General features: G+C 70.6%; 25 protein-coding genes. 12 read left to right on the top strand and 13 right to left on the bottom strand.

Features of this window, described 5'->3' with window-relative positions; genetic code table 11:
- Positions 1-33: 33 nt before the first annotated feature.
- Positions 34-621, bottom strand: a complete 588-nt coding sequence (locus ACFY1H_RS15670; RefSeq protein ID WP_386947041.1) for a TetR family transcriptional regulator — start codon at positions 619-621, stop codon at positions 34-36.
- Between the two features lie 50 nt (positions 622-671).
- Between ACFY1H_RS15670 and ACFY1H_RS15665 the strand changes: the two genes are divergently transcribed.
- Positions 672-2,006, top strand: coding sequence for a carboxypeptidase regulatory-like domain-containing protein (locus ACFY1H_RS15665; RefSeq protein ID WP_386947039.1), 1,335 nt, complete (start codon positions 672-674; stop codon positions 2,004-2,006).
- On the opposite strand, the gene ACFY1H_RS15660 is transcribed toward ACFY1H_RS15665, so the two are convergent.
- From ACFY1H_RS15660 to ACFY1H_RS15625, 8 genes are read right to left on the bottom strand one after another with little or no spacing between them, the layout of a single operon-like run.
- Positions 1,978-2,721 carry an SDR family NAD(P)-dependent oxidoreductase gene (locus tag ACFY1H_RS15660; RefSeq protein ID WP_386947037.1) on the bottom strand — a complete coding sequence of 248 codons (744 nt, stop codon included), beginning with the start codon at positions 2,719-2,721 and terminating at the stop codon, positions 1,978-1,980. The two genes, ACFY1H_RS15665 and ACFY1H_RS15660, sit on opposite strands and share 29 nt — an antisense overlap.
- Positions 2,718-4,223 carry a long-chain fatty acid--CoA ligase gene (locus ACFY1H_RS15655; RefSeq protein ID WP_386947035.1) on the bottom strand — a complete coding sequence of 502 codons (1,506 nt, stop codon included), beginning with the start codon at positions 4,221-4,223 and terminating at the stop codon, positions 2,718-2,720. The genes ACFY1H_RS15660 and ACFY1H_RS15655 overlap by 4 nt, the downstream gene beginning before the upstream one ends.
- Positions 4,223-5,011, bottom strand: a complete 789-nt coding sequence (locus tag ACFY1H_RS15650; RefSeq protein WP_386947034.1) for an SDR family NAD(P)-dependent oxidoreductase — start codon at positions 5,009-5,011, stop codon at positions 4,223-4,225. The genes ACFY1H_RS15655 and ACFY1H_RS15650 overlap by 1 nt, the downstream gene beginning before the upstream one ends.
- A gap of 23 nt (positions 5,012-5,034) precedes the next feature.
- On the bottom strand, positions 5,035-5,793 hold the full coding sequence (locus ACFY1H_RS15645; protein ID WP_386947032.1) for an SDR family NAD(P)-dependent oxidoreductase: 759 nt from the start codon (positions 5,791-5,793) through the stop codon (positions 5,035-5,037).
- Positions 5,790-6,185 (bottom strand): carboxymuconolactone decarboxylase family protein, encoded by a 396-nt coding sequence (locus tag ACFY1H_RS15640; RefSeq protein WP_220243675.1) that lies wholly within the window; start codon positions 6,183-6,185, stop codon positions 5,790-5,792. Before ACFY1H_RS15640 ends, ACFY1H_RS15645 begins: the two co-directional genes overlap by 4 nt.
- A 9-nt stretch (positions 6,186-6,194) precedes the next feature.
- Entirely contained in the window at positions 6,195-8,123 is a 1,929-nt protein-coding gene (locus ACFY1H_RS15635) for a hydantoinase B/oxoprolinase family protein (RefSeq protein ID WP_366588301.1), read from the bottom strand.
- A 3-nt stretch (positions 8,124-8,126) separates the two neighbouring features.
- Positions 8,127-10,157 carry a hydantoinase/oxoprolinase family protein gene (locus ACFY1H_RS15630; RefSeq protein WP_386947029.1) on the bottom strand — a complete coding sequence of 677 codons (2,031 nt, stop codon included), beginning with the start codon at positions 10,155-10,157 and terminating at the stop codon, positions 8,127-8,129.
- A gap of 29 nt (positions 10,158-10,186) precedes the next feature.
- On the bottom strand, positions 10,187-10,453 hold the full coding sequence (locus ACFY1H_RS15625) for a hypothetical protein (protein ID WP_366588297.1): 267 nt from the start codon (positions 10,451-10,453) through the stop codon (positions 10,187-10,189).
- Positions 10,454-10,589: 136 nt separating this feature from the next.
- On the opposite strand from ACFY1H_RS15625, the gene ACFY1H_RS15620 reads away from it, so the two are divergent.
- Positions 10,590-11,366: an enoyl-CoA hydratase/isomerase family protein gene (locus tag ACFY1H_RS15620; RefSeq protein ID WP_386947027.1), complete on the top strand. Its 777-nt coding sequence runs from the start codon at positions 10,590-10,592 to the stop codon at positions 11,364-11,366.
- Positions 11,367-11,398: 32 nt separating this feature from the next.
- Positions 11,399-12,058, top strand: a complete 660-nt coding sequence (locus tag ACFY1H_RS15615; protein ID WP_366588293.1) for a TetR/AcrR family transcriptional regulator — start codon at positions 11,399-11,401, stop codon at positions 12,056-12,058.
- Positions 12,059-12,076: 18 nt separating this feature from the next.
- On the opposite strand, the gene ACFY1H_RS15610 is transcribed toward ACFY1H_RS15615, so the two are convergent.
- Positions 12,077-12,637: a hypothetical protein gene (locus ACFY1H_RS15610; protein WP_366588291.1), complete on the bottom strand. Its 561-nt coding sequence runs from the start codon at positions 12,635-12,637 to the stop codon at positions 12,077-12,079.
- A 13-nt stretch (positions 12,638-12,650) separates the two neighbouring features.
- On the bottom strand, positions 12,651-14,639 hold the full coding sequence (locus ACFY1H_RS15605) for a pyruvate dehydrogenase complex E1 component subunit beta (protein WP_386947025.1): 1,989 nt from the start codon (positions 14,637-14,639) through the stop codon (positions 12,651-12,653).
- A 115-nt stretch (positions 14,640-14,754) separates the two neighbouring features.
- Here ACFY1H_RS15605 and ACFY1H_RS15600 point away from each other — a divergent pair, with 115 nt between their 5' ends.
- Both ACFY1H_RS15600 and ACFY1H_RS15595 read left to right on the top strand, forming a co-directional pair.
- Positions 14,755-15,813, top strand: a complete 1,059-nt coding sequence (locus ACFY1H_RS15600) for an alcohol dehydrogenase catalytic domain-containing protein (RefSeq protein ID WP_386947024.1) — start codon at positions 14,755-14,757, stop codon at positions 15,811-15,813.
- Positions 15,813-16,970, top strand: a complete 1,158-nt coding sequence (locus ACFY1H_RS15595; protein ID WP_366588281.1) for an acyl-CoA dehydrogenase family protein — start codon at positions 15,813-15,815, stop codon at positions 16,968-16,970. The genes ACFY1H_RS15600 and ACFY1H_RS15595 overlap by 1 nt, the downstream gene beginning before the upstream one ends.
- Here ACFY1H_RS15595 and ACFY1H_RS15590 read toward each other — a convergent pair.
- Positions 16,936-17,754: a TetR/AcrR family transcriptional regulator gene (locus ACFY1H_RS15590; protein ID WP_366588279.1), complete on the bottom strand. Its 819-nt coding sequence runs from the start codon at positions 17,752-17,754 to the stop codon at positions 16,936-16,938. The two genes, ACFY1H_RS15595 and ACFY1H_RS15590, sit on opposite strands and share 35 nt — an antisense overlap.
- A 128-nt stretch (positions 17,755-17,882) precedes the next feature.
- Between ACFY1H_RS15590 and ACFY1H_RS15585 the strand changes: the two genes are divergently transcribed.
- The gene (locus ACFY1H_RS15585; RefSeq protein ID WP_386947022.1) at positions 17,883-18,287 is read left to right on the top strand and encodes a DUF1992 domain-containing protein; all 405 of its coding nucleotides are present in this window, start codon (positions 17,883-17,885) and stop codon (positions 18,285-18,287) included.
- Here the strand turns inward: ACFY1H_RS15585 and ACFY1H_RS15580 are convergent.
- On the bottom strand, positions 18,277-20,139 hold the full coding sequence (locus tag ACFY1H_RS15580; RefSeq protein ID WP_386947020.1) for a CocE/NonD family hydrolase: 1,863 nt from the start codon (positions 20,137-20,139) through the stop codon (positions 18,277-18,279). The two genes, ACFY1H_RS15585 and ACFY1H_RS15580, sit on opposite strands and share 11 nt — an antisense overlap.
- Before the next feature lie 252 nt (positions 20,140-20,391).
- On the opposite strand from ACFY1H_RS15580, the gene ACFY1H_RS15575 reads away from it, so the two are divergent.
- The 6 genes from ACFY1H_RS15575 to ACFY1H_RS15550 are packed head-to-tail and all read left to right on the top strand — an operon-like array spanning position 20,392 to position 26,800.
- Entirely contained in the window at positions 20,392-21,711 is a 1,320-nt protein-coding gene (locus ACFY1H_RS15575) for an MFS transporter (protein ID WP_366588272.1), read from the top strand.
- Positions 21,712-21,737: 26 nt separating this feature from the next.
- Complete coding sequence (locus ACFY1H_RS15570; protein WP_386947018.1) at positions 21,738-22,454, top strand: GntR family transcriptional regulator; 717 nt, start codon at positions 21,738-21,740, stop codon at positions 22,452-22,454.
- Between the two features lie 5 nt (positions 22,455-22,459).
- A complete protein-coding gene (locus tag ACFY1H_RS15565; RefSeq protein ID WP_386947016.1) occupies positions 22,460-23,347 on the top strand; it encodes an oxaloacetate decarboxylase in 888 nt (295 codons plus the stop codon).
- Positions 23,344-24,756, top strand: coding sequence for a dihydroorotase family protein (locus ACFY1H_RS15560; RefSeq protein WP_386947015.1), 1,413 nt, complete (start codon positions 23,344-23,346; stop codon positions 24,754-24,756). Before ACFY1H_RS15565 ends, ACFY1H_RS15560 begins: the two co-directional genes overlap by 4 nt.
- The gene (locus tag ACFY1H_RS15555; protein WP_386947013.1) at positions 24,753-25,442 is read left to right on the top strand and encodes an isochorismatase family protein; all 690 of its coding nucleotides are present in this window, start codon (positions 24,753-24,755) and stop codon (positions 25,440-25,442) included. Before ACFY1H_RS15560 ends, ACFY1H_RS15555 begins: the two co-directional genes overlap by 4 nt.
- Complete coding sequence (locus tag ACFY1H_RS15550; RefSeq protein WP_386947011.1) at positions 25,439-26,800, top strand: FAD-dependent oxidoreductase; 1,362 nt, start codon at positions 25,439-25,441, stop codon at positions 26,798-26,800. The genes ACFY1H_RS15555 and ACFY1H_RS15550 overlap by 4 nt, the downstream gene beginning before the upstream one ends.
- Positions 26,801-26,975: the final 175 nt, after the last annotated feature.

Raw genomic sequence — 26,975 nt, 5'->3', positions numbered from 1 at the left:
GGGTCGGGCCGGAGAAACCCCGGCCCCGGCTGATCAACGCGGCGGTTCGAGGCCCGAGTCCAGCGCGTCCATCGCCTGGTTCAGCAGCGCCACCAGGTCCGGGTCGCTCCCCGGGTACCAGCATTTGAACGCCGCCCGGTTCGCCGCGAACGCGGTCTCCACCGTGAGCCGCACGTAGAGGTCGTCGGCGGGCAGGCCCGTGCGCGAGGCGATGGACTCGAGGGCAGCTTGCTCGACGAGCTTGTTGACGTGCGCCAGCCGGCCCCACAGCTCCGGGTATTCGCGCAGCATCAGAGCCCGCTCGCCGAAGGTGGGGTCGGCGGAGGCCTCGGTGAAGCGTTCCGTGAAGACCGCGCGCAGGGTCGTGAGTGGACGTTCCGAGGCGGGGCGTGCGGCGACGCCCGAGCGGACACCGTCGGGGGTGAGCGCCAGGGAGAAGACCGCGGCTTCCTTGCTGTCGAAGTAGTTGAAGAACGTGCGCGCAGAGACGCCGGCCTTGGTGCAGATCTGGTCGACGGTCACCTCGTGCGGCCCGCGCGAGCGGTACAGCGCGACGGCCGCCGCGCGGATCGCCTGGCGTGTTGCTTCCTTCTTGCGCTCGCGGAGTCCCGCCTCTGTCATCTTTCTTACACTACTGCACTTTTGCAGTACTGCAAGATAACGTACCGGCCATGGCGGAAGAACTGGCCAAACCCTCGATCACCCGCACCCTCGCCGAGAACCTTTGGTTCCCTGTTGTCCTTTTTCTCGGTTTTGCCGTGGTCTACCTGGCCGCCTTCCACCGGCCACAGCCGCACGAGGTGCCGGTGGCCGTCGCCGGCCCACCCGCCGCGACTCGGGTCCAAAGCCAGCTCGACAAGATGAGTCCCGGCGGGTTCCACGTCGTCGCGGTCCCGGACGCGCAGGCGGCCCGCCGAGCCGTGCTCGACCGCGCCACGAGCGGGGCCTTCGCGCCGGACCCACAGCACCCCGTGCTCTACGTCGCCAAAGCCAACGGCTTCACCCTCCAGTCCCTGCTGACCCAGACCTTCACCCCGCTGACCGGCGGAAAGCTCGCCGTCGTCGACCTCGCCCCCACCGTGGCCGGCGACCCGCTGGGCAACGGGCTGTTCTACCTGCTGATCGCGTGGGGCCTGCCGAGCTACTTCGTCGTCATGATGCTGCTGCGGGCGGTCGGGCTCAGCCGTCGCGCACGGATGGCGACGTTCGTCGGCTGGGCCGCGTTCCTGTCGGTGGCGGGTTTCCTCATCGCCCGCGCCATGGACGTGATCCCGGGCGACCCGGTCGCGATTCCGCTCGCGTTCCTGTCGAGCCTCGTGGTTTCCCTGGTCTCCCAAGGACTTGTGCCGATCTTCAAGCAGTTCTTCCCCGGCGTCGCGGTCACGCTGTTCGTCATCCTGAGTTCGGCGTCCAGCGGCGGCATCATCCCGCCGCAGATGCAGCCCGCGCTGTACCGCGCCCTGCACCCGATCCTGCCGATGGGCAATCTCAACGACGCACTGCGCGGCGTCTTCTACTTCCACGGCGCCGGCGTCGCCGGGCACGTCCTGGTGCTGTGCGCCTGGCTCGCGCTCGGCATCGCCCTGAACGTGGGCCACGCGCTGTGGGTGCGGCGAAAGACCAGGCAGGAAACCGAGCCACCCGTGGAGGATCCCGTGCTCGAGATGCCGCGGCCCACGGCCCTCCCGACGCATGGCCACCGCTTCGGTGAGCTCGTGCCCATGCTGATCGGCACCGTCCGCGCCACCACCGGCGAACGCGTCGGCGGCGCGATCCTCACCGTCACCGACGGAAAAGGCCGCCAGCTCGTGCGGACCACCGCCGACGACGAGGGTGCCTTCGCCGTCGGCGGGCTGCCGGAGCAGTTCGTGGACCTCGTGGTGACCGCGCCCGGCCGCCAGCCCACCGCACGCCGGACCTTCTTCCGCGAAGGCGTCTTCCGCCGCGAAGACTTCGTGCTCGCCCCGGAGCCGGCGCTTACGCCGTCCAGCCACCGTCCACGGTGAGTGTCGAGCCGGTCGTGTACGAAGAAGCGTCTGACGCCAGATACACCGCCGCACCACCGAGTTCCGGCGGCGAGGCCACGCGGTTCTGCGGGATGTTCGCCAGGATCCGCTCGCCCCACTTGCTCGTGACGAGCCCCTCCGACAGATCGGTGTGGAAGTAGCCCGGCGCCAGCACGTTCACCCGGACACCCTTCGGCGCCCACTCCACGGCGAGCACGCGCGACAACGCCTCGACTCCACCTTTGCTCGCGGCATACGCGGCGATGCGGTCGAACCCGGTGCGCGCGTGCACCGACGACACCGTGATGATCGAACCCGCCCCCTGCGTGAGCATCTGCCGTCCGGCCGCGCGGGCGCAGTAGTAGGTGCCCGACAGGTTCACGTCGAGCACGTGCGCCCAGTCCTCGTCGCTGCCCTGCTCGCTGCGCCGGAACGTCGGGCTGATCCCGGCCGCGGTCACGCAGACGTCCAACCGCCCGTGGCCGGAGGCGATCCGCGAGACCGCACTGTCCGCAAAGGACGGATCCGACACCGAACCCGGCAGCACCAGCGCGCCACCGACCTCCGCCGCCAGCGACGTCAGGTCGTCCTCGGTCCGCGACGTCACGGCCAGCGTCGCCCCGGCCGCGGCCAACGCCACCGCGATGGCCCGGCCCAGCCCCTTGCCCGCGCCCGTGACCCAGGCGACCTTGCCCGTCAGGTCGAACTCGTTCATCCGCGCAGATCCCTCTTCAGCACCTTGCCCGACGGCGTCCGCGGCAGCTCGTCGAGGAACACCAGCTCCGCCGGCACCTTGAACTTCGCCAGCCGCTCGCGGCAGAACGCCACCAAGGCGGCCGAGTCCCGGACCGCACCCGGGCGCAGCACGACGAACGCCTGCGGCACCTCACCCCACCGCGGGTGGCCCATCCCGACCACCGCCGCCTCGACGACGTCCGGGTGCTCGTACAGCACCCGCTCCACCTCGGGCGTCGCGATGTTCTCGCCGCCGGACACGATCATGTCCTTCTTGCGGTCCTCGACGTACAGGTAGCCGTCCTCGTCGAGCCGCCCGACGTCGCCCGTGTGGAACCAGCCGTCGCGGAACGCCTTGGCCGTCGCGGCCTCGTCGCGCCAGTACCCGATGCTCACCTTGGGCCCGCGCAACGCGATCTCCCCCATCGAGCCGGTGGGCAGCGACGCACCGGCCTCGTCGACGATCCGGACCTCCAGGTGCACCACCGGCCGTCCGACCGAACCGACCTTCGCCAGCATGTGCTCGGGGTCGTTGAAGGTGTCGCCCGACACGGTCTCGGTGAGGCCGTACGCGTCGGAGAACCACGCTTTCGGGAACGCGGCGAGGATCTTCTCCACCAGCGGCACCGGCATCTTCTCCCCGCCGCCGATGATGAACCGGATCGACGACGTGTCACGTTCCAGAATGTCGGGCAGCTGCAGGATCGCGTTCATCATCGACGGCGCCAGCCAGATGTTGGTCGGGCGCTCGCGTTCGATCGTGTCCACGACCTCGGCCGCGTCGAACTTCCGCAGCACGATCAGCGAACCTCCCGCGTGCAGCGTGCCGACGCCGGGCAGGTCGAACCCGCCGACGTGGTAGAGCGGCCCGCACACCAGCGTCACGTCGTCGGCGGTGATGCCGAACTCGACGAGGTGGCCGAGGTTCTTCCACGCCAGGTTCCCGTGCGTGATCTGCACGCCCTTGGGGCGCGAGGTCGTGCCGGACGTGTACATCAGCCGCTGCAGGTCGCCGGCGCCGACCGACGCCGGCGTCACCGTGCGGCCGAGGTGCGAGCCCACGAGATCGTCGTACGACGTCCAGCCCGAAGCACTGCCGCCGAGCAGCAGCCGCTGTTTCAGGCCGGGCAACGGCAGAGTGTCCACAGCAGACTGGAACTCCGGCTCCGTCAGCAGCGCCACCGCACCCGAGTGCTCCAGGATGTAGCGCCACTCCTCGGGCGAGAGCCGGTAGTTGAGCGGGAGGAACGCCGCCCCGATCCGGTTCACCGCGAACACCGCCTCCAGGAACTCGAGGTGGTTGTAGAGCAGCAACCCGACGATGTCCCCGCGGCCGATGCCCAGCTCCGTGAGGCCGGCCGCCAGCGCATCGACCCGGGTGAGCAGCTCGCGGTTGGTCAAGGACCGCGAACCCTGGCTGAGCACCACTTTGTCCGGGTAGCGGCCGGTGTTGTGGTCGAGGATCGTGGCGAAGTTCGACATCAGCGCTCCTGTGCGTGGAAGCTGTGCAGCTCGCCCCCGGCCGATCCCCAGTGGATGGTGCTGATCATGCCGCCGTCGGCGACCAGGTCGGTGCCCGTGACGTAGTCGGCGCCCGGCCCGGCCAGGAACGCCACCACGCGCGCGATGTCGTCCGGCTCGCCGATGCGGCCCAGCGGCGTATTGGCCACCGTGGCCGCGCGGATGTTCTCGTTGCCCAGCGTGTCCCGGTTCAGTCCGCTGTGGACGACGCCGGGGCTCACGGAGTTGATGCGGATCCCGTCCGCGGCCAGCTCGGCGGCCAGCTGTTTCGTCAACGCCAGGACCCCGCCTTTCGCCGCCGTGTAGGACGAAAAGCCGTACCCGGTGTGCCCGGCGATCGACGCGATCTGCACGATCGAGCCGCCGCCCCCCGCGGCCATCGCCGGGATCACCTGCTTGAGCAGGATGAAGTACCCGGTGAGGTTCACGTCGAGCACCCGCCGCCACTCGCCCACGGTGGACTCCAGCAGCTTCTTGCGGATGATGATCCCCGCCGCGTTCACCAGCACCTTCGGCGGGCCGAACCGGTCGCCGGCCTGGCGCACCGCGTCGGCCACGGCCTCCTCGTCGGTGACGTCGACCGCGAACGCGGCCGCAGGAACGGTGAGTTCCTTGGCCGTGCGCTCGGCCGCCGTGCCGTCGGAGTCGAGCAGCACGAGCGCGCGGCCGTCCTCGGCCAGGCGCAGCGCGCAGGCGCGGCCGATCCCGGAGCCCGCCCCGGTGACGACCGCGCAGCCTGTCTTGTCCACAGTGGACCTCCTTCCGCGGGGCGTCAGCCCATCGCGTAACCCCCGTTGACGTCGACCACCGCACCCGTCATGTAGCTCGCCGCGGGCGAGGCCAGGAAGGCCGCCACGCGCGCGATCTCCTCGGGCCGGGCGAGCCGGCCGAGCGGGTTGTAGTCGTCGGAATACCCCTTGCCCACGATCATGTCCGTGTCCACCACGCCCGGCGCCACGGCGTTGGCGACGATCCCGTTGCGGGCCTCGGTTTTCGCGAGCCACTTCACCACCGCGTGGACGGCGCCCTTGCTGGCCACGTAGTGCGGGCCGGCGAGCACGCCGCCGACCTTGCCCGCCACGGACCCGATGCAGACGACCCGCGCGTCGTGGCCCCGCAGGAACGGCAGCGCGCCGCCGATGCACCACAGCGTGCCCTTGACGTTCACGCCGAGCACCGCGTCCACTTCGGACTCCGGCAGCTCGTCCAGGCGCATCGTCTCGCCGTAGATGGCCGCGCACGTCACCAGCGCGTCGAGCCGTCGGCCCGGCCCCGCCGCCTCGGCCATGGCCGAGGCGGCGGCGGTGCGGTCGGTGACGTCGACCACCAGGCCGGCGGCGGAACCGCCGGCCTCGGTGATCTCGGCGACGGTCGCGGCAGGATCGCGGGCGTCGAGCACCGTGACGTGGGCCCCGGCGAGCGCGAGCTCGACCGCGATCCGGCTGCCGATCCCGCGCGCCGCGCCGGTCACGACCGCGCGCGCCCCGGCCAGGGAAGCCGGGCCGCGCGGGTCGAGTACTCCGTGGCTCACGCGGACTTCTGCTCGTGCGCCGCCAGTTCCTCCATCAGCACGGGGACCCCGAGGGTGCAGGTGTGGATCCCGAGCACGCTCGTGAGCTCCAGCACCTCCATGATCTCCTCCTTGGTGGCCCCGTAGCCCAGCGCGTTGCGGATGTGCTGACGCAGCCCGGGCTCGTAGAGGTGCGTGGTGGAGGCGTCGATCGCGGTGTAGATCAGCTCCTTGACCTTCGGCTCCAGCACCCCCTTGCGCCACGGCACGGCCGAGAAGTTCAGGTACGCCTCGAAGAAGTCCGGGTCGAGGCTCAGCAGCCCTTCCCAGAACGTGTTCCAGTACCCGCGCTCGGCGAGGAAGGTCTCCCTGAGCTTGTTCTGCCGGTCGACGTCCGTCCCGTTCTCGGACAACGGTCCTCCCTACTTCGCAGCCAGCTCGGCGCGGCGCTTGGCGGTGGCTTCCAGGTCGATCTTCAGGTTCTCCGGGTCGCCGTGCGGGTCACCGGAGATCACCACGCCGTAGTCGCGGTACGCGCCCTCGATGGTCACGTACTCGTCGCGCACGTCGCGGCACACGCGCTCGGGGTCGCGCTGAAGCGGCGAACCCCAGCCGCCACCGCCGTTGGTGAGGTAGCGGAACACCGCGTTGGGCTTGGTGTGCCACACCGGCGTGCTGGCGAAGTAGAAGTACTCGCCGTTCGGATCCACGGTCTTGGTCTTCGGGTCGAGCATCCCGGCGACCGGCGTGGCACCCGCGTAGACCTCGGGCTCGGTGCCGATGAGGTCCTTGTCCTTGGTGACGTTCTTGTAGTCCGGGTGGAACACCCAGGTCGCGCCGAGCGCGCCGGCCTCACCGCCGTAGACGCCGACCCCGCTCGCGGTCTTGGTGTGCAGCGGGCTCGACCAGTGTTCCGCGTCCGTCAGGTACAGCGTGTCCTTGAGCACCGCCGCGCCACCGCGGTTGTCGCCCGCGCCGCCGCTGTCTGGCGCGTACTCCTTGCGCAGCACCACGGCCGGCAGCTCGGACTCGATGGCTTCCGTGGCCGGGTCCAGGTTGTTGGCCTGGTAGACCACGGAGTAGCTGTCCGCGTCGCCCGCTTCGGTCGCACCCCACGGCCCGTGCTCGCCGCCGCACTGCGCGGTGGTGACCCACGGCGTGCCGTCGGCGAGCACACCGTTGGCGTTGTGGATGTTCAGCGAGCCGTAGTCGCCGCCGACGGCCTTGCGCCCCAGCGCCTTCTCCAGTGCGCGGAACACCGCGAGCAGCACCGGTCCGGTGCTTTCCCAGTACAGGAACACCGCGCCGTCGGGCGGGGTGGCGCTGATGAACGTGCCCGCCGGCAGCACGATGTCGATCGGCCGGTACGCGCCCGAGGTGAACGGCGTGGCCGGGTCGATGAGGAACTTCAGCGCGACGCCGACGGCGGTCTTCGTGTCGAGGATGCCGGCGTTGATCGACGTGCGCGCCTGCGGTGAGGTGCCCGAGAAGTCGAGTTCCATCCGGTCGGCGGCCTTGGTGATCTTCAGCCGGATCTTGTACTCGACGCTGTCGTCGACGCCGTCGCAGTCGATGCCTTCCTCGGCCTCGTACACGCCGTCCGGCAGCTCGGCGAGCGCGCTGCTCATGGACTCGGCCGACACGTCGGTGGAGTAGCGGATCGCGCCGAGGTACGCGTCGACGCCGTAGCGCTCCACGCTCTCGTTGATGAGCTTCTCGCCCAGCAGCAGGTTCTGGTAGATCGTCTTGATGTCGGGCAGCAGCAGCGCGCAGTAGCGGGCGTTGTCGAAGATCAGGTTGAAGGCCGACTTCACCGGCTTGTCGTTGCGGTACAGCTGCATCGGCGCGATCACGAGGCCGTTCTCGTACACGTTGCGCTTCGTGCCGGAGAAGCCCGCCGGGATCACGCCGCCCATGTCGAGCTGGTGCGCGCGCAGCGTGACGAGCGAGATCAGCTTGCCCTCGTGGAAGACCGGGCGGATGAAGCAGATGTCGTTCACGTGGTTGCCCGCGCGGTACGGGTCGTTGCAGATGATCACGTCACCCGGCTCGAGGTTCTCCGGGCCGTACTCCTCGATGGTGTTGCGCACCGCCTCGGACATGGTGCCGAGGAACATCGCGAGGCTGTTGCTCACCGAGGACATCGGGTAGTTCTGCTCCGGCGGGCCGGAGATCGTCGCCGCGAAGTCGTACCAGTCGCGCAGGATGAGCGAGAACGCGTTGTTGAGCAGGCCGGTGCACATGTGCTGCACGATGTAGCGCATGCGGCTCGACAGGACCGACGCGGTGAAGCGGTCGGAGCCGTACAGCTCGGCGAACTGGGCGTCGTCGAGGTCCTTCAGAGAGGTCATGGTTCACGCCTTCCGGATGCGCAGCTCGCCGTAGGTCCCGACGGTCGCGACCTGACCCGGGACGAGGAACGTGGTGGACAGCGGTTCGCGGACGACCGCGGGGCCGGGGACCTGGTCGCCGACCCGCAGGTCGGCGCGCTGGTACTCACCGGCGTCGAGGACGTCTTCGGTGAGGTAGCGGATCTTCAGCGTGCGCGTGGGCTGCAGGGTCTCGCCCGCGGCGCGCTCCGGGATCTTCGGGTAATCGACCTTGTCGGCCTTCGCGACGGCCTGGACGCGGTAGGTCACGCCCTGCACGGGCAGCGCCTCGAACTTGTTGCCCGAGCGCTCGGCGTAGGCCTCGTGGAAGTTCGCGACCATCGTGGCGACGGCCTCCGCGTCGATCGTGCCGGCGGGCACGCCGATGAACGGCGTCTCCCACGTCTGGCCGGCGAGCCGGCCGTCGAAGCTGCGGACGAACTCGACGTTGTCGCGGTCCTTCTCCTGCAAGCGTTCGCGCAGCCGCTCTTCCATGGAGTGGTAGACCTTGTCGACCTGCTCGGCCGCCTCCGACGTGAGCAGCGTGTACGCACTGCGGCTGTCGGCGTAGACGAGGTCGGAGCTGACGAGGCCCAGTGCGGAGAACAGGCCCGGGTGCGGCGGCACGATGACCTCGGCCGCGTGCACGAGGTCGAGCACTGCCGGCAGCAGCATCGGGCCGGCCGCGCCGTACGCCACGAGGCTGTAGTCGCGCGGGTCGACACCGTGCTGGATGGCGATGTTCACGACGCCCTCGGCGATGTTGTTCACGCCGATGTTGAACGCGTAGCTCACGCGCTGCTCGAACGACAGCTTCGAGTCGAGCGCCTCGAACGCCTGCCGGGACAGGTCCGGGTCGAGCTTCATGCGGCCGCCGGCGAACCCGTCGGGGTCGATGATGCCCATCAGCAGGCAGGTGTCGGTGGTCGTCGGCTGCTGCCCGCCGAGGCCGTAACACGCCGGGCCGGGGTCGGCGCCCGCGCTGCCGGGGCCGACCTTCAGCTCACCGGCCGGGTTGATCGTGACGAGGCTGCCGCCGCCGGCACCGATGCTGGAGACCTCGTTGGACAGTGCGTTCACGATCAGGTCGTGTTCGAGTTCGAACGTCGTGTTCACGAACGGCTTGCCGTCGCTGACCATGCTGATGTCGCACGAGGTGCCGCCGACGTCCGCGCACAGCAGGTTCCCGGCGCCGATGAGACCGCCGAAGTGGGCGCTGGACACGGTTCCCGCCGCGGGACCGGCGAACACGATCCGGAACGGGTGCTCCATCGCGACGTCGGAACGCACGAGCTGCGCGGCGCAGTCGGCGAAGTTGAGGTCGCCGGTGAAGCCGAGGTCGCGCAGGCCGGCGTCGAGGCGCTTGGTGTAGGCGTCGTAGGTCAGGCGCATGAAGACGTCGATGACCGTGGTCGACGCGCGCGCGAACTCCTTGGCGAGCGGGGAGACCTCGCTGGAGATCGACACCGGGATGTCACCGAGCTCCTCGTGCACGAGCTGGCGCAGGCGCTCTTCGTGATGGTTGTTCACGTATGCGTTGATGAGGCAGATCGCCACGCCTTCGACGCCGCACTTGCGCAGCACGGCCAGCTCTTCGCGGGCGTTGTCCTCGTCGAGCTGGATCAGGATGCCGCCGTCGGCGGTGAGCCGCTCGCGGATGCCCCGCCGGAGGTACCGGGGCACGAGCGGCCGGTTCGCGTCGCCGTAGGAGCGGCGCCACGCGGGGTTCGTCAGGCCTTCGACCGGGCGCCAGGTGCGGCCGATGTCGAGGATGTCCCGGTGTCCCAGCGTGGTCAGGAAAGCGATCTTCGGCAGCCGCCGCGTGATGATCGCGTTGAGGCCGTGGGTGCTGGCGTGGTTGAAGACCTCGGACGCGCTCACGCCGACCTCTTCGGCACCGCGCAGCACACCGCGTTCGGTGGTGCGCACGTCCGTGGCGACCTTGACGGTCTTGATCTCGCCATCGGCGATCGCCACCACGTCCGTGAACGTGCCGCCGACGTCTACTCCGATCATGGAACTACCCGCCTTTCGGTGATTCGTGGTCAGTTGACGTCGAGGCCGTCGGAGGTGAGGACGATGGGGCCGAGCAGCGGGCCGGTTTCACGGCTCACCGATTCGAGCGTTTTCTGGTGCTTGACGACGGTGAACCAACCGCCTTCCGAGAGCACCGGGTAGCGGCGGAAGTCCGCTGCGGTGGAACCGGGGAAATCGCGCTCGAGGTTCACGCCGAGCGCCTGCAGATCGGCGTCGGTGACCTCTTCGCGAGTTACCGAAAGTCCTTCGGGGACGGATGATTCGACTGCGTCCATGGGCCATCACTCCGGTGTGTTGTGCCGCTGCCGAGTTTCGTGTACCAATCGGTCTAAGAAACCGTGATGGGAAGCACTGTAGGACCCTGATCGCGGCCTGACAAGCCCGGACCGGGTGAGGTGAGGAGCTTCAGTGATGACGGAACGGCTACACGTCGAAATCACCGGCAGGGTCGCGACGGTCCGCCTGGACCACCCGCCCCTCAACGCCTTCGACACCGAGATGCGCCACGCGCTGGCCGACACCGCGGCGCGCCTGGCGGACTCCGACGAGGTGCACGCGGTGGTGCTCTACGGCGGCGAGAAGGTGTTCGCTGCCGGAGCGGACATCAAGCAGCTGGCGGGGTTCTCGTTCGAAGAGGTGCTCGGCTGGAACCGCGCGCTGCAGAAGGCGTTCACGCGGTTCGCCGAACTCCCGATGCCGGTCGTCGCGGCCGTCAACGGCTACGCACTCGGCGGCGGCATGGAGCTCGCGCTGACGGCCGACTACCGCGTGGCTTCGGAAACCGCGGTGCTCGGCCAGCCCGAGGTGCTGCTCGGCATCATCCCGGGTTCCGGCGGCACACAACGGCTGGCGCGCCTCATCGGTCCGTCCCGGGCGAAGGAGCTGCTGATGACCGGACGGCGCATGGCGGCTCCGGAAGCACTCTCCCTCGGGCTCGTGGATCGGATCGCGCCGGATCCGCTCGCCGCGGCTCTGGAGTACGCGCAGGTTCTCGCGGCCGGGCCCCGGTTCGCGATCCAGGCGGTGAAGGAGGCCGTGGACCACGGGCTGGATTCCCCGATCGCCGCGGGCCTGGCCCTGGAACGCTCGCTCATCGCCGGCCTGTTCGCCACGCGCGACCGCCACACCGGCATGGCGTCGTTCCTGCGCGACGGACCGGGCAAGGCCGCGTTCGACCGTGACGCCTAGAGTGGTGTGTCTGCCAGCAGCGGAGGGGAAGCATGCCGAGACCACCGGGACACGGCCCCGGCTACGAGGTCAAGCGCCAGGAGATCATCGACCAGGCCGCCGCGCTGTTCGCCAAACAGGGGTACGCCGCCACCGGCATCGCCGAGATCGGTCAGGTCGCCGGCCTCGCGAAGGGCGCGCTGTACTACTACATCGGGTCCAAGGAGAACCTCCTGGTCGAGATCCAGGACCGCGTGCTGCGCCCGCTGCTCACCGCCGCCCGCCGCATCGCCACCCTCGACGAGGACCCGGTCCTGCGGCTGCGCCTGCTGTCCGAGACGCTGCTCGACATCATCCTCGCGCGCCTCGACCACATCTGGGTGTACGAACACGACTACCGCCACCTGCGCGGCGCCAACCGCGCCCGCCTGCTGCGCCAGCGCCGTGAGTTCGAGCGCATCGTGCTGGACCTGCTGACGGCGGCCATGGACTCCGGCGCGTTCCGGCGGCTGGACCCGCGGCTGGCGATGCTGCAGTTCCTGAACCTGCACAACCACACGTATCAGTGGGCCCGTCCCGACGGTCCGTGGGACGCGGCGTTCCTGTCGCGCGAGTACTGCGCGACGTTGATCTCGGGGTTCTGCAGCCCGGGGTACGACGTGGCGGATCTCGAGCAGCGGGTGGCGGCCTTCCGCGCTCGGGTTCCCGCCTGACCTGCTCGCGTACCGCAGTCAAGCGCGGGCCGGGGTTTCCTCGTCCGGCCCCGCCGTGATCTGCAGGGCCTCGCGGACCTGCTGGCGCAGGCCGAGCAGCAGCACGCCGAGGTAGCGCTGCTTCTTCACCGGCGCCCCGAGATCCCGCAGGCCGAGCGCGTAGTCGTGACTCTGGCGGAACTCGAGGTAGACCTCGTCGGCCGCGACCGCGAGCACCCGGGGTCCGAAGATCATCAGGCTGGACAACACCTCCTGCACCCGGTCGTCGAGGGCGCGCAGCTCGTCGAGGCCGCCGGGCTCGTGGCCGGCCTCGCGCGCCGCGACGGGTTTCTCCAGCGCGCGCTCCCAGTCGCGGAAGGCCGCGAGCACCGCGATGTGCACGTCGAAGCGCTTCTCACGCCAGTGGGCGTCGATGTCGCGCCGGCGTTCCCGCGCCCAGCGCTGGTCCTCCCGCACGGCTTCGCGCGCCCACCGGCGTTCCTCGCGCCAGACGTTGATCAGCTGGCCACTCACCACCCCCAGAATGCCGAGCACCGCGACGACGATCGGGACCCACACCGAGACCTGGCCGGACTCCATGCGGGCAGCGTAGTCACGCGCGGGCGGATTCCCGTACGGCGGCGGCGATCCGTTCCTTCGACGGCAGCCACACCCGTTCCAGCGAAGGCGCATACGGCGCCGGCGTCCCCTGCGCACCCACGCGGATCACCGGCGCGTCGAGCGTCCAGAAGCCCTCGCGGGCGGCCACGGCGGCCAGCTCGGCGCCCACGCCGAAGTCGCCCACCGCCTGGTGCGCCACGACCAGCCGGCCGGTCTTGGCCAGCGACTGCAGGACCGTCGCGGTGTCCAGCGGCGCGATGGTCCGCAGGTCGATCACCTCGACGCTGATGCCCTCGGCTGCCAGCTCCTCGGCGACGTCGACGCAGTCGTGCACCAGCTTCGAGTACGACACCAGCGTCACGTCCGTGCCCGGCCGGCGGATGGCGGCGCGGCCCAGCGGCACCAGGTGCGTGGGCGGCGGCTGCGGCCCCTTGCGCCCGTACATCAGGCGGTTTTCCACGAACACCACCGGATTCGGATCGCGAATGGCGGCCCGCAGGAGGCCGTAGGTGTCGGCGGGCGTCGACGGCATCACCACGGTCAGGCCGGGAATGTGGGCGAGCAGCGCTTCGAGGCTCTGCGAGTGCTGGCTCCCCGAAGACTTCCCCGCGCCGAACTGCGTGCGCACGACCATGGGCAGGCTGACGGCGCCGCCGGTCATGAAGCGGAGCTTCGCGGCCTGGTTCATGAGCTGGTCGAGGCACACGCCGACGAAGTCGAAGTACATCAGCTCCACCACGGGCCGCAGCCCGGCCATCGCGGCGCCCACGCCGGCGCCGATGATCGCGCTTTCCGAGATCGGGGTGTCGCGCACGCGGCCGGGGTACTTGTCGGCGAGTCCCCTGGTCAGGCCGAAGACGTTGCCGCCGGCGCCGACGTCGATGCCGGCCAGGAACACGGATTCGTCGTGCGCCAGCTCGTACTCCAGCGCGCCGCGGATCGCGTCCATGGTCCGGAAGATCTCACCCGTCGCCTCGGCCGGCTCGGGCACGGGCTCACGCGGCACGCCGACGAAGTGGTGCAGCGTGTCCGGCGACGGCTCGTCTGCGGCACGCGCGGCCTCGACCGCCGCCTCGATCCGGGCGTCCACCTCGGAATCGATCGGGGCGACGTCCGTGCCCAGCTCGCGCAGCCGCGCCGCCAGCCGCACCAGCGGGTCGCGTTCCTTCCACTCCGCCAGCTCCTCCGGCTCCCGGTACTTCTCCGGGTCGCCTTCGTAGTGGCCGTGCCAGCGGTACGTGTCGGCCTCGACCAGCACGGGCCCGCCGCCCGCGCGCAGCTCGCGCACCAAGCCGTCGACGAGCGACGCGACGGCGGCGACGTCGTTGCCGTCCACGTGGTGGTAGTCCATCGCATACCCCGGCGCGCGGTCGGCGAGCGACGCGCGCGTCTGCGTCGCGATCGGCGAGAACTCGGCGTACTTGTTGTTCTCGCAGAAGAAGATGACCGGAAGCCGCCACACCGAGGCGAGGTTCGCCGCTTCGTGGAACATGCCCTGGGCCACGGCGCCGTCGCCGAAGAACGCCAGCACCACACCGCCTTCAGCCCGCAATTGGGCCGCGGTGCCCGCGCCGACAGCGATCGGCAGTCCCGCCGCGACGATCCCGTTGGCCCCGAAGATCCCCTTGCGCGGATCCGCGATGTGCATCGACCCGCCGCGACCCCGGCAGGTGCCGGTCTCCTTGCCCATCAGCTCCGCGAACATGCCCTCGACGTCGAGTCCTTTCGCGATGCAGTGGCCGTGCCCGCGATGGGTGGACGTGATCACGTCGCGGTCGTCCAGCGGCCGGCACGCGCCGACCGCCGAGGCTTCCTGCCCGATGGACAGGTGCAGGAAGCCGGGGATCTCGTTGTTCCGGTACAGCCTCGACGCGCGGTCCTCGAACTGCCGGATCAGCCGCATCCGCCGGTACATCTCGGCCAATGCGCTCGGGTCGCCGTCGAATGCCGTTGCCAGGTCGCTCACCCGGGTGGAAGTCATCACGCTCCTGCCCTTGCCGTTCACCGGTTTTCGCCCCGGCCCTTGACATCGCGCCGGGAACCACGATTCTTGTACCGACTGTTCGAAAAAACAACTCCAGTTCGGAGGTGGTCGCGTGCACGCGCTGCGCTGGCACGCCAAGGGCGAGCTGCGCCTCGACGACGTGCCGGAACCGACGGCGCCGGCGCCGGGTCAAGCGGTGATCGCCGTGTCGTACTGCGGGATCTGCGGCACCGACCTGCACGAGTTCGCGCACGGCCCCAACCTCATCCGCACCGGGCCGCACCCGTTGACCGGCCTCGAACCGCCGTTCACCCTCGGCCACGAGATGAGCGGCACGGTCGTGGCGCTCGGCTCGGCCGTGCCCGGGGTGACGGTCGGCGCGCGCGTGGCCGTCGACCCGTGCCTGCGCTGCGGCGTGTGCCGCTGGTGCACCCACGGCGAATACCACATCTGCGCCAAGGGCGGCTCGATCGGCCTCGCCGCCGACGGCGGGTTCGCGTCGAAGGTCACCGTGCCCGTCGAGGGCCTCGTGCCGATCCCCGACGGCGTCTCCGACGAGCTCGCGGCCCTGGCCGAGCCGCTCGCTGTGGGCCTGCACGCCGTCCGGCGCGCGAACGTCCAACCGGGTGACAACGTCCTCCTGCTCGGTGCCGGTCCGATCGGGATCGCCGCGCTGCTGGCCGCGAAGCTCGCCGGCGCGGCGGGCCTCTACGTGAGCGAGCCCGTGCCCGACCGCGCGCGCAAGGCCGCCGAGATCGGCGCGACCGAGGTGTACGACCCGGCGAAGACCGATGTGCGACGCGAAGTCTTCCTGCGCACCGGCCGCGTCGGGCCCGACGTGGTGGTGGAGGCGACCGGCCGTCCGGAGCTCGTGGAGCTGGCCGTGAGCACCGTGCGCCGGGGCGGGCGCGCGGTGCTGTGCGGGATCAGCGGCGCCAGCGCGGCGCTGCCGATCACGCAGATCGTCCCGTTCGAGCGCACGGTGCTGGGCTCGCTGGGCTACAACTTCGACATCCCGCGCGTGCTCGACCTCATGGCCACGGGCCGGCTCGACGCCACGCCGATGCTCACCGGGGTGCGGCCGCTCTCGGCCGGGCGCGACGCGTTCGCCGAGCTCGAAGCCGACCGCGGCAGCCACCTCAAGATCCTGCTGAAGCCCGAGGAGCACTGATGGACTTCGACCTGCCCGAGGAAACTGTCGCGCTGAAGCAGCTCTGCCGGGACTTCGCCGCGAAGGAGATCGCGCCCCACGCCGCCGATTGGTCCGAGCGCAGCCACTTCCCCACGGAGGTGTTCCACGACCTGGGCAAGCTCGGGCTCATGGGCATGCTCGTGGACGAGAAGTACGGCGGCGCCAACGCCGGCTTCGTGTCCTATGTGGCCGCGATGGAGGAGCTGGGCGCGGCCGACCAGTCGATCGCGTCGGCGTGGAACGCACATTCGACGATCGCCAGCCTGCCGCTCGCCACGTTCGGCACCCACGAACAGAAGGAACGCTGGCTGCGGCCCCTCGCCTCGGGCGAAGCGATCGGCGCCTTCGGCCTCACCGAACCCACGGCGGGCTCGGACGCGGCCGGCATCCGCACCCGCGCCCGGCGCGCCGACGGCGGCTGGTTGCTCGACGGCACGAAGATGTTCATCAGCAACGCCGGCACCGAGATGAGCCTCGGCGTCACCGTGCTGGCCCTGACCGGCGAGAACGACGGCGGCGCGAAACGCTACGGCACCTTCTTCGTTCCCGAAGGCACCCCTGGCTACACCAAGGGCCAGCCGCTGAAGAAGCTCGGCTGGCACGCGCTCGACACGCGCGAGCTGGTGTTCTCCGGCTGCTGGGTGCCCGACGACCACCTGATCGGCGAGGAGGGCAACGGCCTGCGCCAGTTCCTCGAAGTCCTCGACGGCGGGCGCATCAGCGTGGCCGCGCTGTCGTTGTCGCTGGCGCAGAAGGCCCTCGACCTCGCGGTGCGCCACGCCGGCGAACGCGAGCAGTTCGGCCAGCCGCTCACCCGGTTCCAGGCCGTGGGGCACAAGCTCGCGGACATGGCCACGGAGATCGCGGCGGCGCGCTGGCTCGTGTACAACGCGGCGTGGCTCGGCGACCAGGGCCGCCCGTTCAGCACCGCGGCGGCGATGGCGAAGCTGTACGCGTCGGAGGTCGCGAACCGCGCGGCCAGCCAGAGCGTGCAGATCCACGGCGGCTACGGCTTCATCCGCGAGTCCACCATCTCACGGTTCTACGCCGACGCGAAGATCCTCGAAATCGGCGAGGGCACGAGCGAGGTGCAGCGCAACGTCATCGCCCGGGCTCTGGCGCGCGGCACCGCTTGACCTGCAGCTCGATGCCGTCGAGCAGCCGGTCGAGGCCGAACTCCCAGGCCTCGGCCGCCTGCTCGCCCGCGCCCTGGTCGAAGCCGCCACCGAGCCACGCGCGGTTCATCGCCGGGTGCGCGGTGAGGTCGAAGTACTTGCCCCAGAAGGAAGATCGCTGGTCCCACCACGCGTCGTTCGACTGGCCGGTGCTGCGTTCGAGGTGGATGCTCTCGGCCTCGAGCGCCGCGTTGGCGTCCACGTAGGCCGTGATGCTGTTGGCGGCGGCCACGGTTTCGCGCGGCGCGAGTCCCAGACCGTCCACGGTGGACAGCACGTACTCCTGGCCGGCGAGCTGGCCCGGGCCGAGCGCCGGGCGTACGCGCGACATCTCGCGAAGCCACGGGTGGCGGCGGTGGGCTTCGCGCGTGCGCTCGGAGTAGAGCCGGATCTGCGCGCGCCAGTCACCCGTCCGGGGCTGGCCGGGGCCGGGCAGGCCGCGCTCGACGAGCACGTCGTCCACCATCAGGTCGACGAGCTCGGTCTTGCCGGGCACGTAGGTGTAGAGCGTCATGGTCCCGGCGCCGAGCTCCTTGGCGACGCGGTGCATCGACGTGGCCACGAGCCCGTCGGCGTCGGCGACCGTGATGGCCGCGGCCACGATCTGCCCGACGGTGAGCGTCGGCCGGCGCCCGCGCGCGGGTTCGGCGGCGGGCGTGGACCGTTCGCGCCACAGCAACGCCAGCGTCCGGTCGATCTGCTCAGCCTCCGCGGCGCGGTTGTCGCTGTTCTGCTCGACGGTCATCGTCGCAGCCCCCTCCCCTGCCCCGGCGCTGATCGGTTGCCGGGGATCCTACCTGCCGGTTCGGGACCTTCGACCCATCCGCGACGCTCCGGGCCCGGCTACGCTGGGTGGGGATCGGAGGTGTTCGAGTGACCGAGCGCAAACCCCCCTGCGTGTCCTTCGGATCTTGGGTCGACCGCCTGATCTCTGCCGCCCAGTCGCGCGGCGAGTTCGACGACCTGCCCGGCGCCGGCAAGCCCTTGCCGCCCCCGACGGGCCGCGACGCCGCCACGGACTGGGCCCTGCGCCGCGCCCGCGAAGGCGACCTGGACCCGGGCTCGTTCCTGCCGCCGTCACTCGCGATCCCGCGCGAGATCCAGGACCTGCCGGCGAAACTGGCGAAGGTGCGCACCGAGAAGCGCGTGCGCGAGATCGTGGAAGACCTCAACGAGCGCATCCGGGAAACCCACCGCCGGCCGCAGGAAGGCCCGCCGCTGCGCGCGATGCCGCTGGACGTCGACGAGATCGTGGAGAGCTGGCGCGTCACCCGGTGAACGCCGAGAGCGGCGCCAGCGGCAGCGTGATCGAAGACGCGGGCGTCTTCACCTGGTAGATGCCGCCGAGCAGGCGGGGCAGCTGGGTGAGCGTCGGCGTGAGGTGCGGGGTGTCGGCCGTCGTCAGCACCACGCGGATCCGGTGTCCGGCCGCGAGCTGCGCGAACGTGGGGAACACCTCGACGTCGTAACGCGTGATTTCGTTGGGTACCACCCATTTCTCCGACTGCCGGGTGTAGGGGTGGTAGGGCATCAGGAGTTTTCCGTCGGAGCTGTACCAGCTGCGGGCCGAGTCGGTCTCCCGCTGCGAACCGATCAGCGCGCCTTCGGTGAGCGGCTTGGACGAACCGTCCGGGCCGACGTCGGTCACGGTCACCACCCACGTCGTGTCGAGCGTGTTGGCCTGCGCGGAGATCGATGCGGTGATCGGCCCGGCGAGCACGCTCGGCTGTGTCAGCGGCGCGGACGTGTAGACGAGCGAGCCGGGGCCGTGTTCGCGGTCGAGGTTCGTGGTGTCGCACGCGGGGTTGGGCAGGAATCCGCCCAGCCACTGGGCGGTGGACCGCGTGCAGGTGCTCGACGTCGGCGTCCAGGTGATCCAGTCCGTGCCGCCGCCCGAGCCCGGGCTGGTCGTCAGCGTGCCGTCATTGGCCGAGCGCGGTGCGGTGCCGGTGCGTCCGCCACCGAGGTAGTAGGTGGTGGCTTGGGCGCCGGTGAAGGGGTACGTCGTGGTGTCCACCCAGGTGTCGGTGCCGAACACGTTGGCGTGCAAGGGTTTCGTGGTGTCGGTGATCCCGGTGTCGACACCCTTGAGCCAGTGGTCGTACCAGGCCAGCTCGATCGGGTGCAGGTCGATTTCGCCGGTCGGGTCGTGGTACCAGGGGCCCATCAAAAGCTGGTAGCGACTGGTCGCCGTCTGCCCGGCGGCCATCGGCGCGGTCACGGGCCGGCCGGCCCACGCGTTCTGCAGCGCCGCGTAGTTCATGAGGGCGCCGCGCTGGAAGAGGTCGTTCCAGCCGCCGACGAGATACGCGGGGATGCCGTTCGCGACGACGTCGCCCAGCACGTTGGCGGGGTTGCGCGACTGCCAGTAGTCCTCGTCGAAGGCCTGCTCGCCGCCGGTGAACTCGCCCGTGAGCAGGGGAAACGTGCCCGCGCCGAGCCCGCCGAGGTGTTGCAGCTCGGTGGTCAGCGCCGCCAGCAGCGCGGCGGGTGAGCCGCTGTTCAGCGCGTCGAGCACGGGCTGGGTGACCGTGCGCAGCCCGGTGAGCAGCTCCCACAGCGGCATGAACTCGGCGTTGGGCAGCCCGCCCATCGCGGCGAGGTCGCGGTAGAGGTCGTTGCCCGCGACGACGGGGAAGATCGCCTTCAGCGGAGAGTTCGGGCCGACGGCGGCCGCGGTGGTCAGCTGGTTGATGCCGACGTAGGAGCCGCCGTTGAGGCCGACGTTCCCGTCGCTGCCGGGCAGCGCCGCCGCCCACCGGACCAGGGCGGCGCCGTCCTGTCGTTCGATCGGCGCGAACGGCACCCACTGCCCGCCCGAGCCGCCGGTGCCGCGGACGTCGGTGATCACCGCGACGTAGCCGCGCTGGACGAAGTAGGAGAGGTCTTCGTGCAGGTCGGCGCGGCCGTACGGCGTCTGGGCAAGCAGCACGGGATAGGTGCCGGGCGCGTCGGGCCGCAGAACGTCGGCCTTGATCACGGTGCCGTCGGCCATCGTGACGGGCACGTCGTTCGTCTCGGTCACGGCGTACTGGGCCGGGCCTGGGGACCAGGCGGCCGCCTGTGCCGGGGAGACGAGCTGGGTCAGGAAGAGGACGAGCAGGCCGAAGAACGCCGTCGAACGCCGCATGCGCCTCAGTCAACGCCGGGGCTCCCGGCCGGGGCACCGCCGCCGGGGTGAGCCGCCGTCGACCGATCGTGGGCGGCAGTTTTCCCGCCAGGACAACGGATTCGATGTCTTTCGCGACACCGGAACTCCTCGGCGGTCGCCCGGCACCGGTCGAGGCAACGCCTGTCGGCTGCAAACTGTTGACAGCAGACAGGGAGCTACCTATCGTTCTCGCATCCGAGTCCCCCCGGTTCTGCCTGGAAGGCGGAAATCATGAAAAACCGCACGTCAGCGGTCGGTGACACCGTCACCGCCGGCCCGGCGGGCGTCGACCGCCGGGTCGTGGCCGCCGGTCTGGTCGGCTCGATCGTCGAGTACTTCGACTTCGGCATCTACGGCTATCTCGCGACCGTGCTCGCCGTCGTCTTCTTCGCCTCCGGTGTCGACCCCACCGCGTCCCTGCTGGCCACGCTGGCCACCTTCGCCGCCGCGTTCGCGCTGCGTCCGCTGGGCGGCCTGATCTTCGGTCACCTCGGCGACCGGCTGGGCCGCAAGCGCATGCTGGCCACCACGGTGCTCGCCATGTGCGCCGCGACGTTCGCCGTCGGCGTGCTCCCCACGTACGCGGCGATCGGCAGCGCGGCCGCGTTCCTGCTGGTCACGGCCCGGTGTGTGCAGGGTGTCGCGGCCGGCGGCGAAGTCGGCGGTGCCGCGTCGTACGTCGCCGAATACGCCCCGGCGCACCGCCGCGGCTTCCTCTGCTCCACCGTCCAGTTCGGCGCGCTCGGTGGGGCGCTGCTCGCGTCGGCCGTGGTCACGACGCTGACGACCGTGCTCACCAAGCAGCAGATGACCGACTGGGGCTGGCGCCTGCCGTTCCTGCTCAGCCTGCCGCTGGGCGCCGTCGGCGTGTGGATCCGGCTCAAGCTCGAAGACTCGAAGCAGTTCCACAACCTGGCCGCCCAGGGTGAGGTCGCGAAGGCGCCGGTGCGGGAGCTGTTCACGTCGCACCGCGGGGCGCTGGTGCGCACGCTCGGCCTGTCGATCCTGCTGTTCGCGCTGTACTACGTGGTCTACGTGTACGCGTCGATCCACCTGCAGCGCGTGGGCGGGTTCAGCCCGAAGCAGGCGTTCTGGTCGACCACGGTCACGCTGATCGTCTCGTGCGCGGCCATGCCGTTCTTCGGCGCGCTGTCCGACCGCGTCGGGCGCCGGCCGGTGTTCCTCGGCGCCACGATCGCGACGCTGATCCTCACCGTGCCGGTGTTCATGGTGATGAACGCAGGTCACTACGTGCCGGCACTGCTCGCCCAGATCGTGCTGGGGCTGCCCGAATCCGCGCTGATGGCGGTGGCGTTCTCGACGTTCGCGGAGCTGTTCACCACCCGCGTGCGCTACAGCGGCATCGCGCTCGGGTTCAACCTGGCCAGCACGGCCGTGGGCGGCACCGCGCCCTACATCTGCACCTGGCTGATCGCCCGCACGGGCAGCAGCCTGGCTCCGGCCGGTTTCCTGCTCGTGACAGCGTTGATCACACTTGCGGCAGCGGTGCGGATGAAGGAAACCCGCGGCACCGCGCTGCGCGACAGCTGAACCACGACAACCGAAGAAGGCAGGACATGGCGACACCGCCCCCACTGGAACGACGCACCGACACCTACGCCGGCCGCAGCCTCGACGTGCTGCGCGGCATGGTGCGCGACGGGCAGCTGCAGCCCGGGCAGCGGCTCAACGAGGTCGAGCTCGCCCGCGCGCTCGGCATCAGCCGGGGCCCGCTACGCGAGGCGATCCAGCGGCTGGCCAGTGAGGGCCTGCTCAACGTCGTCCCCCACCGCGGTGCGTACGTGCGCACGTTCGACGCCGACGAGCTTCGTGACCTCTACGAGCTGCGCACCGCGCTGGAGACCCACGCCGTGCGGCTCGCGGCCCGGCGCGCGGACAACGAGGACCTGCGGGACCTCGACGACCTGCTGCGGGCCACCGAGGAGGTCCTGGAGTCCGATGTGGACACCGCGTACCCGGGCGAGCTCGACTTCCACCACCGCGTGGTCGCGCTGTCGGGCAACCAGTCCATCCTGCGGGCCTTCGGCGACGCCAACAACCAGATCCAGCTGGCCCGGTCCCGATCCGGGCGCCAGCCGCGCCGGGCCCGCGACGCGTTCAAGGAGCACCGCGAGGTCCTGCGCGCCCTGGCCGCGGGCGACGCCGACGTGGCCGCGCGGCTGATGGACGAGCACCTGCAGCACTCGCTCGAAAACGCCCTGTCCCTGTTCGAGAACACCGTGCCCGACAGCCCGAAGGGGCTCGCGGGACGGCTGGAAGACGAGGAGTTGTAAGCCCTGTGACTAGTTCTCTGGGTGCCCGGTTGCGCGAGCGGGTGGCGGCGCGCGACCAGGCGCCGTTGCTCCTGGCGGGTGCGCCCAACGCGCTCACCGCCCGGGTCGCGGAAGAGACCGGGTTCGAAGCCGTCTACCTCTCCGGTGCCGGGATCACCAACACCTACCTCGGTGCCCCCGACGTCGGCCTGCTCTCGCTGCCGGAGCTGGCCGGCCACGTCGAGGCGACGCGCGACGCGGTGTCCCTGCCGCTCGTGGTCGACGCCGACACCGGGTTCGGCAACGCGCTCGGCGTGCAGCGCACCGTGCGCACGCTCGAACGCGCGGGCGCCACGGCGATCCAGATCGAGGACCAGGTCTCCCCCAAGCGGTGCGGCCACTTCACCGGCAAAGAGGTGATCGAGGCGTCCGAGATGGTCGGGAAGATCCAGGCCGCGGTCGACGCGCGCGCCACCGAGGACTTCCTGATCGTGGCGCGCACCGACGCCCGCGCCGTGGTGGGGCTGACCGCCGCGTGCGAGCGGGCGAACCTCTACCGCGAAGCCGGCGCCGACATCCTGTTCGTCGAGGCGCCCGGTTCGCCGGAGGAGCTGGCCGAGATCACGCGGACCGTGCCCGGTCCGCACATCGCGAACATGGTCGAGGGCGGCCTCACCCCCATCCTGCCGCTGGAAGAGCTGCGCGCACTGGGTTTCTCGGTCGCCCTCTACGCCAACACGGCCATGCGCGGCGCCGTCGCCGGGATGCGGATCGCGTTGCGCCACCTCATGGACCACGGCGACACCACCGAGATCGGCGACAAGATCATCAGCTGGGCCGACCGGCAGAACCTGGTGCGCAAGCCGCTGTTCGACGCCCTCGACGAGAAGTACGCGGGAAGGACCACCGAATGAAGCCCTACGATCTGCGACTCCACGGCGGCTCGGTCGTGCTGCCCGGCACCGGCCTGAGCGAGGTCGACGTGTGCGTGCGCGACGGGAAGATCGCCGCGATCTGCGCGCCGTCCGACGAGCTGCCCGCCACCGAGACCGTCGACGTCACCGGCCGCTGGGTGCTGCCCGGCGCCATCGACGCCCATGTGCACCTGGGCCAGGACCTCTCCGTGCCCAAGACCGTCGAGGACGCCGCGCTGGAGACGGCTTCGGCCGCGGCCGGCGGCGTCACCACGATGCTGGCGTACCTCATGAGCCCGCAGCCCTACGACGAGCTGTTCCCGGCCGCGCGCGACCTGATGGCCGAGCACGCGCACACCGACTTCGGCTTCCACTTCTGCGTGGTGACGCCCGAGCACGTCGAGAACATCGGCCACTACGCGCGTGACCTCGGTGTGTCGAGCTTCAAGGTGTTCACCAACTTCCGCGGCAACGAGGGCGCGTACCTCAACCTGCCCGGCAACGACGACTCGTTCCTGTTCGACGCGCTGCAGGCCGCCGCCGACTCGGGCGCGATGATCGCCCAGCACGCCGAGAACATCGAGCTCGTGTGGCGACTGCGCGAGCGGCTGAGCAAGGACCCCGACGCCGGCCTGGACGCTTGGCACGCCGTGCGTCCGCCGTATGTGGAGGCCGAGGCCGAGGGCCGGGTCGCGTACTTGGCGAGCGTGGTGGGCGCGTCGAGCTACGCGGTGCACGTGACGAGCCGGGAAGCGCTTTCGGCCTTGGAACGCCAGCGTGCGGAGTACCCCGACGTGTTCGTGGAGACGTGCCCGCACTACCTCACGCTCGGCATTGACTCCGGGCTCGGTTCGCGCGGCAAGGTCAATCCGCCGCTGCGGACGCGTGACGACCGGGAAGCGTTGTGGGAGGCCGTGGCCGACGGGCGCGTCGACGTGATCGGCTCCGACCACGTGCCGCGGCATTTCAGCGCGAAGGACAAGGATCTGTGGAGCGCGTCGGCCGGTTTCCCCGGTACCGGAACGCTGTTGCCGCTGCTGTTGAGCGAAGGGCACTTCAACCGGGGGATTCCGGTGGAGCGGCTCGTCGACCTCACGGCCACGCGTCCGGCGCAGCTGTTCGGCCTGTGGCCGCGCAAGGGCGCGATCCGGATCGGCGCGGACGCCGATTTCGCCGTGGTGGACCCGAACCGGCCGAGCACGGTCGCGGCGGCGACGCAGCATTCCGGTGCCGCGTATTCGGTATGGGAGGGCTGGGAGTCGAAGGTGAGTGTGCAGCACACCATTCTCGGTGGCGAGTTCACCGTGCGCGACGGTGCGGTGCAGGGCCCGCGTGGGCAGTTCCTGGCGCGGCGCAACAGTGGCCGTGCCGCGCTGGGTTTCGGTGCGAAGCAGGAGGTTTCGGCGTGAGCGACCGTCCGTGGTCCGACGTGATCACCGCCGACGACGAGGCCCGCTACGAGGCCGCGGGGTTCGGCAAGCCCGCCGGTTTGGGCGAGCGGCCGGCGTTGCTGATCATCGACGTGCAGTACCGCACCGTCGGGAACTCGCCGAAGCCGTTCTTCGAGTCGGTGGCCGAGGACTACCGCACGAGCTGCGGCCAGGCCGGCTGGGACGCGGTGGCGAACATCAGCCGGTTGCTCACGACGTTCCGGGCTGCCGGCTGGCCGGTGCTCTACCCTTATGTGGCCCCGAAAGCTTCGTACGACTCGGGCCGGCTGGGCGCGAAGGTGCCGTCCATCATGGACGTTCCTTCGCAGGGATACGAGTTCGTCGCCGAGGTCGCGCCGGCCGAGGGTGACGTGCTGCTGCCGAAGCGGCACCCGAGCGCGTTCTTCGGGACGCCGCTGGTGAGCTACCTGATCGACCGGGCCGTGGACACTTTGGTGGTCACCGGCTGCACCACCAGCGGGTGTGTGCGGTCCAGTGTGGTCGACGCGTTCGCGTACAACTTCCGCGTCGCCGTGCCGCACGACGCCGTGTACGACCGCACGCCGACGGTGCACCAGGCCAACTTGTTCGACATGGCGCAGAAGTACGCCGACGTCGCCAGCACGGAGCGGATCCTCGCGGCCCTTTCGGAGGTCTCGGCATGACGGACGTCGACGTGATCGTGGTCGGGGCCGGCGGTGGTGGCCTCACCGCCGCCCTGGCGGCCCACGACGCCGGCGCCAGTGTGGTCGTGCTGGAGAAGGCGGAGCACGCGGGCGGGAACACCGCGTTGTCCACGGGCTCCGTCCCCGGCGCCGGCACGCGCTTCCAGGCCGCGGCGGGCATCGACGACTCCGCCGATCGCCTCGCGACGGACCTGCTGGCCCAGTCGGGCAGCCACGACGCCGACGACCTCGCCCGCCTGCTCGCCGCGGGGTCGGCCGCGCTCGTGGAGTGGCTGATCGACACGCACGGCGTCGACCTGCGCTTGATCACCGACTACAAACACGTCGGCCACTCCGTGCCGCGCCTGCACGCCCCACCGTCACGCAAGGGCCGCGACCTCGTCGCCGACCTGCTGCGCGCCGTACGGGCGACGGACACCGAGGTGCTCGTGCACACGCCCGTGGCCGCGTTGCTCCACGACGACGACGGCCGCGTCACCGGCGTGCGCGTGTCCGGCCCGCGCAGTGGCACGTACGAGATCACCTCCCACGCCGTTGTACTGGCCGGCAACGGTTTCGCCGCCAACCGCGACCTCCTGCGCGAGTGGGCCCCGGACATCGCCGGTTTCGAGTACTTCGGCTCCCACGGCAGCACGGGCGAGTCACTGCAGTGGGCCCTCGCGCTCGGCGCCCGCCTGGGCAACGCCACGGCCTACCAGGGATACGCGGCCGTCGCCTACCCCCACGGCTCCATCACGTCGTGGACCACGGTCGAAATGGGCGGCGTCCTGGTCAACGGCGCCGGCCAACGCTTCGGCGACGAAACCCGCGGCTACTCCGGCTACGCCGACGCGGTGCTTGGGACGCCCGGTCCGTGGCACGTCGTGTTCGACACGAAGATCCGCGACTACGTGTCGAGCCACGAACAGGAGTTCGCGGAACTCGTCGCCCTGGGCGGCGCCCGCGAATGCGCGACGGTCACGGACCTGGCCACCTTCTGCGGCGTCTCCCCTTCCTCTCTCTCCACGACTCTGGCCTCCGCCGCGTCGGCCGCCTCCGGCACCACCCAGGACCCCTGGGACCGCACCGACTGGGGCTTCGGCCCGCTCCAGCCGCCCTACGTCGCCGTCCGCTCCGTCCCCGGCCTCTTCCACACCCAGGGCGGCCTCCTCGTCGACGCCCACGCCCGCCCCACTACCGCCACCGGCCCCCTCCCCGGCCTCTACGCCGTCGGCGGCACCGCCACCGGCATCAGCGGCCTGACCGGCGGCGCCGGCTACAGCTCCGGCAACGGCCTCCTGTCCGCCCTCGGCCTCGGCCACCTGGCCGGCACCCACGCCGGCTCCGCCCTGCGGTGAGCGGTTTCGCCGTGGTGGGGAGTTCCGTGCGGGGAGGAGTTGTGTGGTGAGGGGTTCCCCTGCGTGCAGGGGTCCCCTGTGGCGAGAAGTTGCCGTGCGGCGAGGAGTTCCCCGGTGGTGAGAAGCCGCCTTGCAGGCGCAGTCGCCCCGCGGCCGGGAGTTCCCCCGTCGCGAG

Origin of the sequence: Amycolatopsis sp. NPDC001319 (assembly GCF_042896185.1) — a bacterium.
GTDB lineage: Bacteria > Actinomycetota > Actinomycetes > Mycobacteriales > Pseudonocardiaceae > Amycolatopsis.
This window is presented reverse-complemented; position numbering and strand designations above follow the sequence as displayed.

Excerpts from the sequence above, each read along its gene's own strand:
- ACFY1H_RS15580 (WP_386947020.1), bottom strand. The coding sequence starts at position 20,139 with ATGCGGCGTTCGACGGCGTTCTTCGGCCTGCTCGTCCTCTTCCTGACC.
- ACFY1H_RS15620 (WP_386947027.1), top strand. The coding sequence starts at position 10,590 with ATGACGGAACGGCTACACGTCGAAATCACCGGCAGGGTCGCGACGGTC.
- ACFY1H_RS15670 (WP_386947041.1), bottom strand. The coding sequence starts at position 621 with ATGACAGAGGCGGGACTCCGCGAGCGCAAGAAGGAAGCAACACGCCAG.
- ACFY1H_RS15610 (WP_366588291.1), bottom strand. The coding sequence starts at position 12,637 with ATGGAGTCCGGCCAGGTCTCGGTGTGGGTCCCGATCGTCGTCGCGGTG.
- ACFY1H_RS15660 (WP_386947037.1), bottom strand. The coding sequence starts at position 2,721 with ATGAACGAGTTCGACCTGACGGGCAAGGTCGCCTGGGTCACGGGCGCG.
- ACFY1H_RS15575 (WP_366588272.1), top strand. The coding sequence starts at position 20,392 with ATGAAAAACCGCACGTCAGCGGTCGGTGACACCGTCACCGCCGGCCCG.
- ACFY1H_RS15630 (WP_386947029.1), bottom strand. The coding sequence starts at position 10,157 with ATGATCGGAGTAGACGTCGGCGGCACGTTCACGGACGTGGTGGCGATC.
- ACFY1H_RS15605 (WP_386947025.1), bottom strand. The coding sequence starts at position 14,639 with ATGACTTCCACCCGGGTGAGCGACCTGGCAACGGCATTCGACGGCGAC.
- ACFY1H_RS15550 (WP_386947011.1), top strand. The coding sequence starts at position 25,439 with ATGACGGACGTCGACGTGATCGTGGTCGGGGCCGGCGGTGGTGGCCTC.
- ACFY1H_RS15615 (WP_366588293.1), top strand. The coding sequence starts at position 11,399 with ATGCCGAGACCACCGGGACACGGCCCCGGCTACGAGGTCAAGCGCCAG.
- ACFY1H_RS15590 (WP_366588279.1), bottom strand. The coding sequence starts at position 17,754 with ATGACCGTCGAGCAGAACAGCGACAACCGCGCCGCGGAGGCTGAGCAG.
- ACFY1H_RS15560 (WP_386947015.1), top strand. The coding sequence starts at position 23,344 with ATGAAGCCCTACGATCTGCGACTCCACGGCGGCTCGGTCGTGCTGCCC.
- ACFY1H_RS15570 (WP_386947018.1), top strand. The coding sequence starts at position 21,738 with ATGGCGACACCGCCCCCACTGGAACGACGCACCGACACCTACGCCGGC.
- ACFY1H_RS15625 (WP_366588297.1), bottom strand. The coding sequence starts at position 10,453 with ATGGACGCAGTCGAATCATCCGTCCCCGAAGGACTTTCGGTAACTCGC.
- ACFY1H_RS15635 (WP_366588301.1), bottom strand. The coding sequence starts at position 8,123 with ATGACCTCTCTGAAGGACCTCGACGACGCCCAGTTCGCCGAGCTGTAC.
- ACFY1H_RS15595 (WP_366588281.1), top strand. The coding sequence starts at position 15,813 with ATGGACTTCGACCTGCCCGAGGAAACTGTCGCGCTGAAGCAGCTCTGC.
- ACFY1H_RS15665 (WP_386947039.1), top strand. The coding sequence starts at position 672 with ATGGCGGAAGAACTGGCCAAACCCTCGATCACCCGCACCCTCGCCGAG.
- ACFY1H_RS15655 (WP_386947035.1), bottom strand. The coding sequence starts at position 4,223 with ATGTCGAACTTCGCCACGATCCTCGACCACAACACCGGCCGCTACCCG.